This window comes from Micromonospora radicis (assembly GCF_003583405.1).
In the GTDB taxonomy this organism is placed as follows: Bacteria; Actinomycetota; Actinomycetes; order Mycobacteriales; family Micromonosporaceae; genus Micromonospora; species Micromonospora radicis.
Genome location: NZ_QXEC01000018.1, coordinates 106,907 through 122,374 on the forward strand (window position 1 = coordinate 106,907; position 15,468 = coordinate 122,374).

Annotated in this window: 16 protein-coding genes; 10 read left to right on the plus strand and 6 right to left on the minus strand. The window is 72.2% G+C overall.

What is annotated here, in order from left to right:
- Positions 1-22: 22 nt before the first annotated feature.
- Both D2L64_RS18885 and D2L64_RS18890 read right to left on the minus strand, forming a co-directional pair.
- Positions 23-487 (minus strand): PPOX class F420-dependent oxidoreductase, encoded by a 465-nt coding sequence (locus D2L64_RS18885; RefSeq protein ID WP_119578354.1) that lies wholly within the window; start codon positions 485-487, stop codon positions 23-25.
- 25 nt (positions 488-512) lie between these two features.
- Positions 513-1,142 carry a DUF6642 family protein gene (locus D2L64_RS18890; RefSeq protein WP_119578416.1) on the minus strand — a complete coding sequence of 210 codons (630 nt, stop codon included), beginning with the start codon at positions 1,140-1,142 and terminating at the stop codon, positions 513-515.
- A 302-nt stretch (positions 1,143-1,444) separates the two neighbouring features.
- On the opposite strand from D2L64_RS18890, the gene D2L64_RS18895 reads away from it, so the two are divergent.
- Positions 1,445-2,233, plus strand: a complete 789-nt coding sequence (locus tag D2L64_RS18895; protein WP_119578356.1) for a D-Ala-D-Ala carboxypeptidase family metallohydrolase — start codon at positions 1,445-1,447, stop codon at positions 2,231-2,233.
- Positions 2,234-2,321: 88 nt separating this feature from the next.
- Here the strand turns inward: D2L64_RS18895 and D2L64_RS18900 are convergent, their stop codons facing one another.
- From D2L64_RS18900 to D2L64_RS18910, 3 genes are all read right to left on the minus strand, one after another.
- On the minus strand, positions 2,322-2,885 hold the full coding sequence (locus D2L64_RS18900; protein ID WP_119578358.1) for a hypothetical protein: 564 nt from the start codon (positions 2,883-2,885) through the stop codon (positions 2,322-2,324).
- 118 nt (positions 2,886-3,003) lie between these two features.
- Entirely contained in the window at positions 3,004-3,816 is an 813-nt protein-coding gene (locus tag D2L64_RS18905; protein WP_407663136.1) for a response regulator, read from the minus strand.
- Positions 3,813-5,054: a sensor histidine kinase gene (locus D2L64_RS18910; RefSeq protein WP_119578362.1), complete on the minus strand. Its 1,242-nt coding sequence runs from the start codon at positions 5,052-5,054 to the stop codon at positions 3,813-3,815. Before D2L64_RS18910 ends, D2L64_RS18905 begins: the two co-directional genes overlap by 4 nt.
- A 134-nt stretch (positions 5,055-5,188) precedes the next feature.
- Between D2L64_RS18910 and D2L64_RS18915 the strand changes: the two genes are divergently transcribed.
- The 3 genes from D2L64_RS18915 to D2L64_RS18925 are packed head-to-tail and all read left to right on the plus strand — an operon-like array spanning position 5,189 to position 7,640.
- On the plus strand, positions 5,189-6,136 hold the full coding sequence (locus D2L64_RS18915; protein WP_119578364.1) for an ABC transporter ATP-binding protein: 948 nt from the start codon (positions 5,189-5,191) through the stop codon (positions 6,134-6,136).
- Entirely contained in the window at positions 6,133-6,909 is a 777-nt protein-coding gene (locus D2L64_RS18920) for an ABC transporter permease (RefSeq protein WP_119578366.1), read from the plus strand. The genes D2L64_RS18915 and D2L64_RS18920 overlap by 4 nt, the downstream gene beginning before the upstream one ends.
- Entirely contained in the window at positions 6,906-7,640 is a 735-nt protein-coding gene (locus D2L64_RS18925; RefSeq protein ID WP_119578368.1) for a YqeB family protein, read from the plus strand. Before D2L64_RS18920 ends, D2L64_RS18925 begins: the two co-directional genes overlap by 4 nt.
- Positions 7,641-7,812: 172 nt before the next feature.
- On the opposite strand, the gene D2L64_RS28405 is transcribed toward D2L64_RS18925, so the two are convergent.
- Positions 7,813-9,447 carry a M28 family metallopeptidase gene (locus D2L64_RS28405; protein ID WP_407663137.1) on the minus strand — a complete coding sequence of 545 codons (1,635 nt, stop codon included), beginning with the start codon at positions 9,445-9,447 and terminating at the stop codon, positions 7,813-7,815.
- 303 nt (positions 9,448-9,750) lie between these two features.
- Between D2L64_RS28405 and D2L64_RS18935 the strand changes: the two genes are divergently transcribed.
- The 6 genes from D2L64_RS18935 (at position 9,751) to D2L64_RS18960 (ending at position 15,255) form a co-directional block, all read left to right on the plus strand.
- The gene (locus tag D2L64_RS18935; RefSeq protein ID WP_119578370.1) at positions 9,751-10,683 is read left to right on the plus strand and encodes a ParA family protein; all 933 of its coding nucleotides are present in this window, start codon (positions 9,751-9,753) and stop codon (positions 10,681-10,683) included.
- Entirely contained in the window at positions 10,680-10,970 is a 291-nt protein-coding gene (locus tag D2L64_RS18940; protein WP_119578372.1) for a hypothetical protein, read from the plus strand. The genes D2L64_RS18935 and D2L64_RS18940 overlap by 4 nt, the downstream gene beginning before the upstream one ends.
- 64 nt (positions 10,971-11,034) lie before the next feature.
- Entirely contained in the window at positions 11,035-11,886 is an 852-nt protein-coding gene (locus tag D2L64_RS18945) for an aldo/keto reductase (protein WP_119578374.1), read from the plus strand.
- A 94-nt stretch (positions 11,887-11,980) separates the two neighbouring features.
- A complete protein-coding gene (locus D2L64_RS18950; RefSeq protein ID WP_119578376.1) occupies positions 11,981-12,967 on the plus strand; it encodes an aldo/keto reductase in 987 nt (328 codons plus the stop codon).
- Positions 12,968-13,387: 420 nt separating this feature from the next.
- Positions 13,388-14,401, plus strand: a complete 1,014-nt coding sequence (locus D2L64_RS18955; RefSeq protein WP_199714612.1) for an ATP-binding cassette domain-containing protein — start codon at positions 13,388-13,390, stop codon at positions 14,399-14,401.
- Positions 14,398-15,255 carry an ABC transporter permease gene (locus D2L64_RS18960; protein ID WP_119578378.1) on the plus strand — a complete coding sequence of 286 codons (858 nt, stop codon included), beginning with the start codon at positions 14,398-14,400 and terminating at the stop codon, positions 15,253-15,255. The genes D2L64_RS18955 and D2L64_RS18960 overlap by 4 nt, the downstream gene beginning before the upstream one ends.
- The last annotated feature ends 213 nt before the right edge of the window (positions 15,256-15,468 follow it).

Consider the following 15,468-nt stretch of genomic DNA (forward strand, 5'->3'; position numbering starts at 1 on the left):
GCCGCACCCCGCCCGACCGCGTTCAGTCGGCCAGCCGGGCCGGGAATCCCCCGGTGGCCACCGGGCCCCACGAGGTGATGGTGACCCGGATCAGCGACTTGCCCTGCCGGACCATCGCCTGCCGGTACTCGTCCCAGTCCGGATGCTCGCCGGAGATGCTGCGGAAGTACTCCACCAGCGGCTCGACCGCGTCGGGCAGGTCCAGCACCTCGGCCGTGCCGTCGATCTGCACCCACGGCCCGTCCCACTCGTAGGAGAGGACGCACGCCGACACCCGGGCGTCCCGGCGGATGTTGGCGACCTTGGCGCGTTCCGGATAGGTGGAGACGACCAGCCGGCCGGCGGCGTCCACCCCGGCGGTGACCGGCGAGGACTGCGGACGGCCGTCGGCGCGGGTGGTCATCAGCACCACCCGGTGTCGGGGCCGGAGAAACTCGACGAGGCCGTCCCGGTCGACCCGGGAGTTGCGTGCGATCGTGCGTGGCATCGTTCGTTTCTACCAGCCGCACCGCTCAGCCGGGGCGGGCTACGGACGGCTGGCTCGGTACCCGGGGACGCACCGGCGGTCGCCAGGCCCGACCGTTGGCGTAGATGATCCGGAAACCGAGGTACGACGCCAGGGGCGCCCAGTGTGCCGAGCCCATCCGCAACTCGGCGGCGTTGTGCCGCTGCCCGTTGGCGAGCACGTCGAGCAGGACGGTCTCGAACGCCGCCGACTCGACCCAGTCCACGTCCCGGGTGAAACCGCAGATCAACGCGGCACCGGTGCGGTCGAGGAAGTCACGCAGCACCGACTCGGAGGCGCGCAGCACCGAGCAGCTGCCGAAGTACAGCCGGCGTCCCTCGCAACGGCCGGCCATCCGCTCGGCCACCTCGGCGAGTTCGACCGAGTGCCAGTCGGTCAGGCACAGCCGGTTCGGCTCGCCGTGCATGGCGAAGAAGCCCAGCCGGTAGTCGGCGTACTGCTTGAGCAGCCAGCGGTCGATGAAGTAGAACAACTCGTCGCGGGTGGCGGCGTCCTTGTGGATGAAGCGGGCCCGGCCCAGCCGTTCGAGCAGTTCGAGGGTGGGCAGCACCGAACCCCGGTCGTTGAGGTCCCGGTGCCACTGGCCCTCGACGCAGAAGATGCCACCGCGCGCCACGCCCGCCTCCCCGTCGTCGACCGCGCTGACGTTACCGAACCACGAGGGCCGGAGAACATGACCCTCGGTGCCACCGGATGCGACGTTCCGCACCGGCACGGCGCGTTCGGATCGCCTCGGGCGCTGCTGCCCGTTTGCGGAACGGCACAGACTCCCAGCAGATCCTCAGCTACGCCGGATCGTGAGGACAATTCTCGTTAATCGCCGCCAACCGTCCGGTCGGGTGCGAGGGTGGATCCACGGGACGCCTCGGTCGAAGTCCCGGATGCCACCCCAATCGCTCTCCTATCGGGAGGACTTCTGTGCGCGTACACACCTTGAAACGGGCTGTCGTCGCCCTCGCCCTGGCCCTGCCGGGCGCAGCGATCGCCTCGGTGGTCGCCGCGCCGGCGGCCCATGCCGACGCCTGTTACACCTGGAACCGCACCCTTTCCCAGGGTCGTTCCGGTAGCGACGTGCGTGAGCTGCAACTACGGGTGGCCGGCTGGGCCGGGAACCGCGACATCGTGGAGCTCGACGGCCAGTACGGCCCGAAGACCGCCGCGGCGGTACGCCGGTTCCAGTCGGCGTACGGCATCAGGGCCGACGGGATCGCCGGCCCGCAGACCTTCGCAAAGCTGTACCAGATCCAGGACGGCGACTGCACGCCCCGGCACTTCAGCTGGAACGAGATGGACGACGGCTGCGGCCGGGGCGGCTGGACGGGCGGCCCGCTGACGACCGCGCAGACCCGGCAGAACGCCCTGCGCACCATGTGGAAGCTGGAGGCGCTGCGCAAGGGCCTCGGCGACCAGCCGCTCATCGTCACCAGCGGCTACCGCAGCCGCACCTGCAACAGCCAGGTCGGGGGCGCCTCGAACAGCCAGCACCTGTACGGCAACGCCGCCGACCTGATCTCCCGGGACAAGTCGCTGTGCGACATCGCCCGGGCGGCCCGCAACCACGGGTTCAGCGGGATCATCGGCCCCGGCGTGTCGGGGCACAACACCCACGTCCACGTCGACTCGCGTCGGGAGAACAACCGGGACGGCAGCCCGAACAACACCTACTGGGCGGCACCGAGTTGCGGGATCCCCGCCGGCTACCGCTGACGGCGCAGGTGCGCGACGCCGGCCCGGGCGCAGGCGGGGAACGACCCGCAGCCCGGGCCGGCGTCGTACCGCCGACGGGCGAGCCCTCTCAACTCGCCCGCGGCCAGCGCGGCGCGGTGGCGGGGGGTGCCACCGGCCGGCCTGGACCGGCGGTCCGGGCACCGGCCCGAACCGTGGGAGCCGCCACCCGGGGAACCGGACCGCGCACCGGATACCCGGCGGCGCGGTCCTGGCGTGGCGGATACCCGGCGGCCCGATCGGTCCGCCCCGGGTGGGCAGCGGCCCGACCCGGCTGCGGAGTGCTCCGCTCGCCGGCCGGCGGACGGACCGCCGGGGGCCGTGCCGGGTTGGGTCCGTTCACCAGGAACGGGAACGGCACGTGCACGAACGGATTGCCGTGCCGGATGAGCGCGTCGAGCTGCCGCTCGTTGAGCCCATGGTTCAACAGCACGTTCCGTCCCCACCGATGCAGACGGCAGGGGAACCGGGCGCCGTCGTTGCGGCAGAGTGCCCCCGAGGGCCACTCCTCCGCCGCATGCACCACCACCGCCCGGACCGCCAGCCGGACGTCCTCGGGGGTCAGCGGCGTCGGCACCGGCAACTCACCCAGAATCTGATCGATGGGATCCGTCGACTGCTCATCAACTCGCACGGCAGGCCTCCCGCAACTCCGGCTGCGGTGCGCTTGAGCACCGCACCTCGCGCATTGGTACGTCCCCCGTGGCGGGAAAGTTCAACGCCCTTTCTCGGCGCATTCCGCGCGGCGGCGCTCAGACCAGTCCGGCGTCATGGACGAGCAGCGCCACCTGCACCCGGTTGTTGAGGTCGAGGCGGGTCAGCAGCCGGGAGACGTACGCCTTGACGGTGGCCACGCTCATGAACAGCTCGGCGGCGATCTCGGCGTTGGTGCGTCCCTGGCCGAGGGCCACCGCGACCGCCCGCTCGCGCTCGGTCAGCCCGGCGAGCAGCCGGGCGGCGCGTTCCCGGCGGGGCTCGGCTGCCGCGGCCCCGGCGGTCACGTGCGTGATGAGGGTCCGGGTGACCGTCGGGGACAACGTCGCCTCGCCGGCCGCCACCCGACGCACCGCCCGCACGATCTCGGCCGGCGGGGTGTCCTTGAGCACGAAGCCGCCGGCGCCGGCCCGCAACGCCCGCAGCACGTGTTCGTCCGCGTCGAAGGTGGTCAGCACGAGCACCTCGGGCGGCCGGGGCAGGGCGCGCAGCGCCTCCGTGGCGGCCAGCCCGTCCATCCGGGGCATCCGGATGTCCATCAGCACCACGTCCGGGCGGCACGCGGTCACCGCCGCGACCACCTCGCTGCCGTCGGCCGCCTCGCCGACCACCTCCAGGTCGGGGGTGCCGCCGAGGATCATCGACAGCCCGGCGCGGACCAGCGCGTCGTCGTCCACGATCAGGATCCGCACCGCGCGGTCGGGCGAGTCACCCGTCGGCTCGGGCCCGGCAGCCCCGGCAGCCCCAACCGGCCCGGCAGCCCCCGCCGGCCCGGCAGCCCCAACCGGCCCAGCAGCCCCAACCGGCGCGGCAGCCCCAACCGGCCCGGCAGCCCCAGCGGGGCCGGTCACGTGGCGGGCCAGGGCAGCCACGCGGCCAGCCGGAAGTCGCCCGAGTCGTCGCGGCCGTAGGCCAACCGCCCGCCGGCCAGGTCGACCCGCTCGGCGACCCCGATCAGCCCGGTACCGCTGCCCGGGATGGCCGCGCCGGCCGCCTCCCCCACCGGCCGGCGGTTGCGGATCTCCACGGTCAGCCCGTCCCCCGGACGGCCGGCCAGCTCGACGGAGACCGCGGCACCGGCGGCATGCTTGCGGGCGTTGGTCAGCCCTTCCTGCACGATCCGGTAGACACTGCGGCCCACCACCTCGGGCAGCCGCTCGGCCTCGGTCACCCGGTCACCGAGTTCGACCCGGACTCCCGCGGCGCGGGACTCGGCGACCAGCGCGGGCAGATCGTCGAGGGTGGGTTGCGGTCGCTCCGGGTCCTCGGCCAGCGACGCCTCGGCCCGCAGTACGCCGATCACCTCGCGCAGATCCTGCAACGCGGCGTGCGCGCTGCTCCGGATCACACCGGCCGCCCTTGCCACCTCGTCGGGGGCGGCGTCGGGGCGGAACTCCAGTGCCCCCGCGTGCAGGCTGAGCAGCGAGATCCGGTGGGCCAGCACGTCGTGCATCTCCCGGGCGATGCGGGTGCGTTCCAACTGCCGGGCCTGGGCCATCCGCAGCTGTTGCTCGGCCTCGGCCCGTTCGGCCCGCTCCCGCAACGACACCACCAGCTGCCGGCGGGCCCGCACGAACATCCCCCAGGCGAGCACCAGCAGGCTGAGCAGCATTCCCCACAGCGTGGTGTTCCAGTACGAGTGTCCAGGTTCGGGCCGCAGCAGGGCGAAGAGCATGTTGGGCACCCAGCTGGCCGCGGTGATCGCCAGGGCCACCGCGGTACGCCGGTGCACCACGAGGGTGAAGTAGATGATCACCGTGGCGGCCACCGCGGCCATCGAGAACGCCGACAGCGGCAGCGTCACCAGGGCCAGCCCGAGCGGCCAGCGGCGGCGTACCCACAGCGTCGCGGAGAGGGCCAGACCGACGAGCGCGTCCGCCGGAATCATCCAGGCGTACGGCAGCCGCTCGGCGAGCGTCGGGCTCGGGGAGGCGGCGTCGAGGGTGGCGACCAGCACCCAGCCGATGGAGACCAGGAAGCAGAAGCTGTCGACGAGCCAGTCCCGGGTGGTCCTGCGGGGGTGCCGCCGGGCAGCGCCGAGCGACCCGGGCAGCAACCCCGGGTGTTCGACGACGGCCATGCTGGTCACAGGCGCAATGGTAGGCAGCCGTCCAGCGGCCCAACCAGCTACCAAAGTCGAGGCCTCGGCGCCGACCTTGGTCTACCGGGCCGGAGACCGTCGGCCGCTGCGCGCAGCCGGCCGGCCCCGGCAGCCTGGGCTGCATGATCGAGGTAGCCCAGTTGACCAAACGGTACGGGCGGCACACCGCCGTCGAGGACGTCTCCTTCCGCTGCGAGCCGGGCACGGTCACCGGCTTTCTCGGGCCCAACGGGGCCGGCAAGTCCACCACCATGCGGATGATCTGTGGGCTCACCCCGCCGACCACCGGCACGGCCACCGTCGCCGGCCGCCCCTACCGGCAGCTGCCCAACCCGGGCCGCACCGTCGGGGTGCTGCTGGACGCCTCGGCCCAGCACGCCGGGCGTACCGGTCGGGAGGCCCTCACCGTGGCCGCCGCCACCATGGGGGTGGACCGGCGGACGGTGGGCGCGGTACTGGACCGGGTCGGACTGAACGCGGCCGCGGCGAAGCGCCGGGTCCGGGCGTACTCGTTGGGGATGCGGCAGCGCCTCGGCCTGGCACACGCGCTGCTCGGCGACCCGCAGGTGCTGGTGCTGGACGAGCCGGCCAACGGCCTTGACCCGGAGGGCATCTTCTGGATGCGCGGCCTGCTGCGCGACTTCGCCGACCGGGGCGGCACCGTGCTGCTCTCCTCCCACCTGCTGCGCGAGGTCGAGGCGGTCGCGGACCGGCTGGTGGTGATCGGGGGTGGCCGGATCGTTGCGCAGGGCGACAAGGACGAACTGCTGGCCGGCGACGGCACGCTGGTGCGGGCCCGCGACCGGGCGGCGTTGCGCGGCGCGCTGGAGCGGGCCGGCCTGCCGGTCAGTGAGGGCACCGCCGGGCTGATCGTCGGTGCCGACACCGACGCGGTCGGCGAGGCCGCGCTGGCCGCCGGGGTCGCGCTCACCGAGCTGCGGCCAGCCGGCGGGGGTGGCCTGGAACAACTCTTCCTCACCCTCACCGCCCAGGCGGACAACACCGCCGCGGCCGCCCACCCCACCGTTTCCGGCGCGACCGTCCGACCGACCGAGGAGCCCGTCCGATGACCACCGCCACCGCACCCGAACTCACCCGGTCGGCCCAACACCGGCCGTCGTTGGCCCGACTCACCGGCGTGGAGCTGCGCAAACTCGTCGACACCCGGGCCGGCCGCTGGCTGCTGTTCACCATCGGCCTGGTCACCGCCGGCATCGCCACGCTCCAACTGCTGTACGCCCCCGACGCCGAACAGACCTTCGTCAACTTCTTCCTCCCGTCGCTGCTCCCGGTCGGGCTGCTGCTGCCGGTGCTCGGCATCCTCTCGATCACCAGCGAGTGGTCGCAGCGCACCGCGTTGACCACGTTCGCGCTGGTGCCCCGGCGGGAACGGGTGATCATCGCCAAGCTCGCCACGCTGGTCGTGGCGGCGCTGGCCTCCCTGCTGGCGAGTTTCGCCGTCGCCGCCGTCGCCACGCTGGTCGCGGGCGCCACCGGCGGTGCCGGCAGTTGGCGGATCGAGGGCACGCTGATCCTGCACGCCACCGTGTTCCAGGTGGCCAACGTGCTGCTGGGCGCCGGCTTCGGCCTGCTGCTGCTGAACACCCCGCTGGCCATCGTGACCTACCTGGTGTTGCCGAACGCCTGGGCGATCGTGGGTGAACTGGTCCGCCCGCTGCGCCGGGCGGCCGAGTGGCTCGACGTGGGACGCACGATGGAGCCGTTGTTCACCCCCGAGATCACTGCGGGGCAGTGGGGGCGGCTCGGGGTGTCGCTGCTGGTCTGGCTGGTCGTGCCGCTGCTCGCCGGCCTGGTCCGGACGATGCGTCGGGAGGTGACGTGACGGCGTACGGCGCACCGAGCGTGGTCGGTGGCGGTGCCAGCGAACTGCTGGTGCTCTGGGCCGGGCTCCCCGTCGTCGGCGCCGCGGCCGGTGGGCTGCTGGCCGCCGGGGCCGGCTGGGTGGCCGGCCTGCCATGGGCACCGGCGCAGGGGCTGTTCCGCTTCGTCGACGGCCTGTCCGACTCGTACGCCCTGGGTGGCGGGGTGGCGGTCGGCGTCCTCGCCGGGCTGGCGTTCGGCGCGATCGGTACGGCAGAGCGGGTCAGGGTCACCGTGGACAGCATCCGGGTACGGCTGCGCCGGGGCGGCGCCGAGCGGGAGTTCGGCCGGTCCCAGACCAGGGTGGTCTTCGTCGACGGCAAGGACCTGGTACTGCTCGGCGTGGACGAGGACGAGTTGGTCCGGCAGCAGTCCGACCTGCCCGCCGGCCAGTTGGCCGAGGCGTTCCGGGCACATGGCTGGCCGTGGGCGGAGAGCGACCCGCATCGGGACGCGTACCGGCGGTGGGTGCCGGGACTGCCCGGGCTGCCCGACGGCGCGGACGCGCTGCTGCGGGCGCGGCAGGAGGCGGTGCAGGGCGACCGGCGCGCCGAAGCCCGGGAGCTGCGCGCGGAACTCGGCCGCTACGGGGTGGTGGTCCGCGACGAGGACAAGCGGCAGTACTGGCGACTGACCCGGTCGGCCCCGCCGCCGGGTACGACGCCGCCCGGCGCGGCCCGACCGCCGGGATGAGGCCCGGCCGCCTGGGCAAGGCCCGGCCGCTGGGGCAAGGCCCGGCCGCCGGGGGCGGCGCCACCCGGCGCGGCCCGACCGTCGGACGGCACGCAGCCAGCCGACCGCCGGTGTCACGCGACCGGGCCGGGCCCCGGTGTGCGGGGCCCGGCCCGGTCAGAGCTGGTTGGGCCTACTTCCAGTGGTGCTGGTGACCGTGCTTGTGGCCGTGCTTGTGGCCGTGCGGCTTGCCCTTGCCCTTACCCTTGCCGGGCGCCTTGCCCGGCACGCCGTTCACGGCCGAGGTGTCGAACGCGAACGTGATCACCGAGGCGGCGATGGCGTCGGCGTTGACGTCGAGCGCGAAGACGTTGACGTTGCCGTGCAGCTTGTACTTCTTGCCCAGTGACTTGTAGACGGCCGCGTCGGCGCCGTCGGCGACCGGCGTACGGCTGTCGCAGGCCTGGTGGTAGCACGGGTCGTAGGCGACCCCGGCGACCCCACCGAAGAGGGCGGCCTCCTCGGCCGTCTTGATGCCCTCGGCGCCGGTGAAGAGACCACCGGCGGGGATGTCGACGTTGATGAAGGCGCCGTAGTCCGAGCGTCCGGTGAAGTCGGAGGGCACGGTGGGCAGCTTCCGGGAGGCGAAGAAGTCCTCGAAGACCTTCTCGATCTCCGCCGAGCCCTCCGGCCCCGGGCCGGCACCCTGCTGCGCCGAGTCGTCACCGTCGTACACCCCGAACACGTAGTTCGGCGAGCCGATCATGTCGAAGTTGAGGTAGAGGGCGATGTCGGCGACCTGCTGCTCGGTCAGGCTGTCCACGTAGTACTGCGAGCCGATCAGCCCGGCCTCCTCCGCGCCCCACCAGGCGAAGCGGACCGCGTTGTACGGCTTGACCTTCGCCATCTGCAGCGCGACCTCGAGCAGGGCGGCGCTGCCGGTGCCGTTGTCGTTGAAGCCCGGCCCGGCCGGGTCCGAGTCCAGGTGCGCCCCGGCCACGACGACGTTGTCGGTACGGCCGTGCTTGCTCTGCGCGAAGACGTTCTCGGTGCTGCGGATCTCCGAGGTGGTGTCGGCCTCGATCCGCAGGACCAGACCGGCGGTCGCCGCGAACTGCTCACCCGTGTAGTACGAGACCGAGACGGCCGGGATGCCCACCGGCGCGCCGAGGGTGCCGCCGAAGAAGTCGTAGCGGTCGGGGTTGGCCTCCGGCGTACCGTTGCCCTGGTTCATCACGATCGCCCCGGCGGCGCCGGCCGCCTCCGCGTTGGCGACCTTGTCACCGAAGGCGCAGGTGCCGCGCTGCATCAGCGCGATCTTGCCGACCACGTCCACCCCGGCGAAGTCACTGGCCTCACAGCCCGAGGTCGAAGCGCGCGGCGGTGCGAGGGCGAGGTCCACCGGCACGACGAGGCCCTCCGCGACCCCGGCGCCGGAGTAGTCCATCAGCGCGTAGTCGACCCCGTCGGTGTACGTGGTCGGGGTCGGAGCCACCTGGGCGAACGACGAGCCGAACTCCTCGTAGAACGCGAAGTCGAACTGCTGCCGGGTCACCTGGTAGCCGGCCTTCTTCAGCAGCCCGGCCACGTAGTCGGCGCTCGCGTCGTAGCCGGGGGTGCCGGAGGCGCGGGTGCCGTCGTTGGCGTCGGCGATGGCCTGGAACTTGTCGAGGTGCTTCAGTACGCCCTTGACCGTCACCGCCTTGGTCAGTTTCTTGACCGTGTTGTTGTTCGGGCTGGCCTGCGCCGGACCGGCCAGCGCCACCGTGCCCAGGAGCGTACTGGCCGCGATCGCGGCGAGAACCCTCCGGCCTGAGAAAGGCACCACGATGTGCCACGTCCTTCCTCTGTGGGTATCCGGCTTTCCGCACCCCCGTGCGCCGGATGTTTGTGCAATCCTGATGCACCACGGCGACAAGGCAAAGTGCCTGTTCAGCTAAGGCGGGTAGCCGTTCGGTCCAGCATCGCGCCTGCCCCGGGGATTGCCGCTGTTCGATTCGATTGCGGTGTACCGACCGGCTGCACCCACCCCGGCGGACCCTTGTGGACGACGGGCGGTGACGGGCGATCACGGTCCGCGGCGGCAGATGATCGACATCGGCTACCGTTCCCGGTCTGGGGAGGTACGTCGATGTACGTCGTGTCCGTGATCAACTACAAGGGCGGGGTCGGCAAGACCACGGTGACCGCCAACCTCGGCGCCGAACTGGCCAACCGGGGGATGAAGGTACTGCTCATCGACCTTGACCCGCAGGCCAGCCTGACCTTCGGCTTCTACGACCCGGACGACTGGCGGGAACGGCTCCGCGACAGCCGGACGGTGAAGCGGTGGTACGACGGCCTACGCGGCGGCCAGCCGACGGTCACCCTCGGTGAACTGGTGGTGTCGCCGGGGCCGGCGAACTCCCGACTCTCCGGTGCCGGCCGGCTCGACCTGATCGCCTCACACCTGCAACTGGTCGACATCGATCTGGCCCTGGCCCGCAGCGTGGCCGGTGGCGAGGAGTACGACGCCGAACTGTTCCGGGTACGCGGTTCGCTGGCCGAGGGGCTGCTGGCCGACGGCCTGGACCCGTACGACCTGGTGTTGATCGACTGCCCGCCGAACTTCAACGTGGTCACCCAGTCGGCCATCATCGCCAGCGACCACCTGGTCATCCCGGCCAAGGCCGACTACCTGTCCACGCTCGGGATCGACTACCTGCACGGCAACGTGCGGGAACTGGTGGACCAGTACAACGCCGACGCCCGCCGGTTCGCCACCGTACGCCGGCACCAGAAGGTCGCCCCCGACGTGGCCGGGGTGGTCTTCACGATGATCCAGCTGCTGTCGCGGCAGCCGATCGCCACCCACCAGAGCTACATGGACCAGGTCCGCAACCTCGGCCTGCCGGTCTTCCCAACCCCGCTGCGGGAGAACGTCACCCTCTACGCCACCAACACCCCGCGCGGCGTGCCCGTGGTGCTGCGCGACCGGGTCACCGTGCCCGCCGTCCGGGACGAGTTACGCCGGCTCGCCACCGAGTTCCTCGAACACCTCCAACCCGAACGGCACCCGAGGTGACCGGCCCGGACCACGGCAGCACCCCGGCCGCCCGCGCGGCTGCCAAGCCGACCGCTGCGGGCGCCGGCACCGACCCGGCCCGGGACGCGGCGCGCCTGGCGGCCCTGCCCAGCCGCGCCGACGGTACGGCGTACCTCTCGGGTTGGTCGCTGCGGCAGTTGCGGGCCCTGGCCGCGAACCTCCGGCTGCGCGGTGTCGGCGGACTGCGTAAGGCGGAACTGGTCGAACGGATCGTCGACCACACGATCGGCTACCGGCTCGACTCCACCGCGCTGCGGCGTCGCTGAACAGGTCGGAAACGCCCCACCAGGGTCGGGTGAGAAGGCCGCCGCCAGCGGGTATGCCGGACGAATGGCGAGCACGGTTGCGGACATCACGCTGAACGACGGCAACACCATCCCCCAGCTCGGATTCGGGGTGTTCCAGATCGCCCCGGCCGACACCACCGAGGCGGTCCGCCTCGCGCTGGGGGTCGGCTACCGGCATGTCGACACCGCCGAGATGTACGGCAACGAGGCCGAGGTCGGGCAGGGCGTACGCACGGCGGGGCTGGCCCGCGACGACGTCTACCTGACCAGCAAGCTGAACAACGGATTCCACCGCCCGGACGACGCCCGGTCCGCGTTCCAGGCCTCGCTGGACGCGCTGCGCACCGACTACCTCGACCTGTTCCTGATCCACTGGCCGCTGCCGACCCGCTACGACGGCGACTTCGTCTCCACCTGGAAGGTGCTGGAGGAGTTCAAGGCCGACGGCCGGGCCCGTTCCATCGGCGTCTCCAACTTCCAGGTGGCGCACCTGGAGCTGCTGGCGGCCGAGGCCGACGTGGTGCCCGCGGTCAACCAGATCGAGGCGCACCCGTACTTCACCAACGACGAGGTACGGGCGTACGGGGCCCGCAACGGCATCGTCACCGAGGCGTGGTCGCCCATCGCACAGGGTGCCGTACTCGACGACCCGACCATCACCGACATCGCCGAGCAGGTCGGCCGGACGCCGGCCCAGGTGGTGCTGCGCTGGCACCTCCAGCGCGGCGACGTCGTCTTCCCCAAGTCGACCACGCCGCAGCGGATCGAGGAGAACTTCCAGCTCTTCGACTTCGAGCTGGACGAGGCGACGATGGAGCGGATCACCCTGCTGGACCGCGGTGCGGACGGGCGGACCGGCCCCGACCCGGACACCTTCGACTACATCCCCGGCTGATCGCCGACTGAACTGCGGGCTTGACCTCGAGTGCGCTCGAAGTCGCAGGCTGGTGGCGCGTCCACCAGTTCGGGCGCACGAGAGGAGTTCCCCCATGCGGTACCGCACCATCGGCACCGACCCGCGTACCCGGCGCGAGGTCAGCGTGCTCAGCCTCGGCGCGATGCTCTTCGGCACGAAGACCGACGAGGCCACCTCGTACGCGATCCTGGACCGCTTCGTCGAGGCCGGCGGCACCTTCGTCGACACGTCGAACAACTACGCGTTCTGGATGACCGGCGGGCAGGGCGGCGACAGCGAGGAGTTGCTGGGCCGGTGGCGACGCAGCCGCGGGATCGGCGACGAGATCGTCATCGCCACCAAGCTCGGCGCGCGGCCACTGGCCCCCGGCACCAGCTACCTCGACAACCCGGAGGGCCTGTCGGCCAAGATGATCCGGGAGTCCGCCGAGCGCAGCCGGGAACGGCTCGGGGTCGACCGGCTGGACCTGCTCTACGCCCACATCGAGGACCACACCGTACCGATCCGGGAGACGGTCGAGGGCTTCGCCGAGCTGGTCGCCGACGGCACGGTCGGGCTGCTCGGGGCGAGCAACCACCGCACCTGGCGGGTGGAGCGGGCCCGCGCGCTGGCCGCCACGGCCGGTCTACCCGGCTACGAGGTGCTCCAGTACCACCGCAGCTACCTGCCGAGCCGGCTGGACGGGCCGACGGACCTGGACCGGGACGGCAACGTGGGCGCGGTGGGCGGCGAACTGACCAGCTATCTGCGCGCCGAGCCCGGACTGACCCTGGTCTCGTACGGGTCGCTGCTGTGGGGTGCCTACACCCGGTCGGACAAGCCGTTGGGCCCGGCGTACGACCTGCCGAGCGCCCCGGTCCGGTTGGCCGCGTTGCGGGAGGTGGCGCAGCAGACCGGCGCGACGGCGAACCAGGTGGTGCTGGCCTGGTTGATCGACGGTGAGATGCCGACCGTTCCGCTGGTGGGTGTCTCGTCGGTGGCGCAGCTGGAGGAGTGCCTCGGTGCCGTCGAACTTGCGTTGACGCCCGAGCAGCGGCACCGACTCGACACCGCCTGGTGACCGGGGCCGGCAGTGGCCCGGGCAACGGGGGCCGGCAGTGGCGCACCGCCACTGCCGGTAGGGGCCACGGCCGGCAGCGGCCAGCCGCCGGTAAGGGCCGACCGCCGGTAAGGGCCGACCGCCGGTAAGGGCCGACCGCCGGTAAGGGCCAGCCGCCGGTAAGGGCCGGCCGCCGGCCCCGCCGCGCGCCCGGGTAGCCGCTGCTAGATCAGATCTAGCAGCGGCTGCCCGGCGTCTCGCGCCATCAGGGGGAAGCCGTGGACAACCAGTGCCGCGCGCCGTCGTTGTAGCAGGCGGCCGGCGAGCGTGGCGGATTCTTGTCGTACGGATGCGCTGTGCTGGTCGGCATGCGGTGTGCGCGCCGGTCGGGTCGGTCCGCCCGGCGCCGTCGCCCCCGAATCGGAAGGAACTGTCGACATCATGAATAGACGCACCGGTCTCGCCGTCGAGGCCGAAGGTCTGACCAAGTCGTTCGGCGAGACACACGCCCTCGCCGGCATCGACCTACAGGTGCCGGCCGGCGCCGTGTACGGGCTGCTCGGCCCGAACGGCGCCGGCAAGACCACGGCGGTACGGGTGCTGGCCACGCTGCTGCGTCCCGACGGTGGACGGGCCCGGGTGTTCGGTCACGACGTGGTCGGCGAGGCCGACGCCGTCCGCGCCCGGGTCAGCCTCACCGGCCAGTACGCCTCGGTCGACGAGGATCTGACCGGCACCGAGAACCTGGTCCTCCTGGGTCGGCTGCTCGGGCTGCGCAGGCCAGCCGCCGCCCAGCGGGCGGAGCAGTTGCTGACCGCGTTCGGGCTGACCGATGCGGCCGGGCGGCAGGTGAAGAAGTACTCGGGCGGCATGCGCCGCCGCATCGACATCGCGGCCAGCATCCTCAACACCCCGGACCTGCTCTTCCTCGACGAGCCGACGACCGGGTTGGATCCGCGCAGCCGTAACCAGGTGTGGGAGATCGTCCGGGCGGTGGTCGCCCACGGCACGACCGTGCTGCTGACCACGCAGTACCTGGACGAGGCCGACAAGCTGGCCAGCCGGATCGCGGTGGTCGACCATGGCCGGGTGATCGCGGAGGGCACCCCGGGCGAGCTGAAGTCGTCGGTCGGTTCCGGCACGATCCACCTGCGGCTGCGCGACGCGGCCCAGCGTCCCGAGGCGGAGCGACTGCTCCAGGCGACGCTGGGCGTGCCGGTGCAGCTGGAGGCGGACCCGGTGAGCATCACCGCCCGAGTCGGCGGCGACGGCAGCGACCTGGACGCCGGCGCGCAGGCCGCCCGGGCACTGGCCGAGCTGTCCCGGGCCGGGGTCGTGGTGGACGACTTCTCGCTCGGCCAGCCGAGCCTGGACGAGGTCTTCCTGGCCCTGACCGACCACCCCGCCGTACCGGTCGAGGCCGAGCGGGACGACGAGTTGGAGGCAGCCCGATGAGCAGCGACACCGCCACCTCGGCCGACCGGGCGCCGACCGTCTACGTGCCCTCGGCCGAGGCGTTGGGGATGATCCTGGCGCCGGGTGAGCGACCAGCGCGACCGAGCCCGCTGTCGGCGTCGCTGACCTTCAGTTGGCGGGCCATGCTGAAGATCAAGCATGTGCCGGAGCAACTGTTCGACGTGACCGCGTTCCCGATCATCATGGTGCTGATGTTCACGTACCTGTTCGGTGGCGCACTCGCCGACAGCCCCCGTGACTACCTGCAGTTCTTCCTGCCCGGAATCATGGTCACCAGCGTCGTGATGATCACGATGTACACCGGGATCGGGCTGAACACCGACATCGAGAAGGGCGTCTTCGACCGGTTCCGGACGCTGCCGGTCTGGCGTCCCGCGGCGCTGGTCGGGATGATCGTCGGCGATGTGCTGCGCTACGTCCTGGCGGCGGTGGTGATCCTCAGCGTCGGGCTGGTGCTCGGCTTCCGCCCCGACGGCGGCGTGCTCGGCGTACTCGCCGGGATCGGCCTGCTGGTGGTCTTCTCGTTCGCCTTCTCCTGGGTCTGGACCTTCTTCGGGCTGGTGCTGCGCAGCGAGAAGTCGGTGATGGGGGTCAGCATGATGGTGCTGTTCCCGCTGACCTTCCTCAGCAACGTCTTCGTCGACCCGTCGACCATGCCCGGCTGGCTCCAGGCGTTCGTCAAGGCCAACCCGATCACGCACCTGGTCTCCTCGGTACGCGCGGCGATGGCCGGTACGACGGACGCGTCGAGCATGACCTGGATGGTGCTGTGGAGCGCCCTGTTCATCGGGCTCTTCGGCACCCTGACCATGTATCGGTACAACCGCCGCTGACCCGGGCGCGCCCGGCCCGGGAACACCGCGCCGGGCGCGCCCCGGCCCCGGGGGACCACGCTCGGCCCCCGGGACCACCCCCACCCCGCGGAGCACACCCCCGCCCTGCCGGACCACCCCCACCCCGCGAAGCACACCCCCGCCCTGCCGGACCACGCCCCACGCGGAAGACCACGCCCCACGCGGAAGACCACGCCCCACGCGGAAGACCAC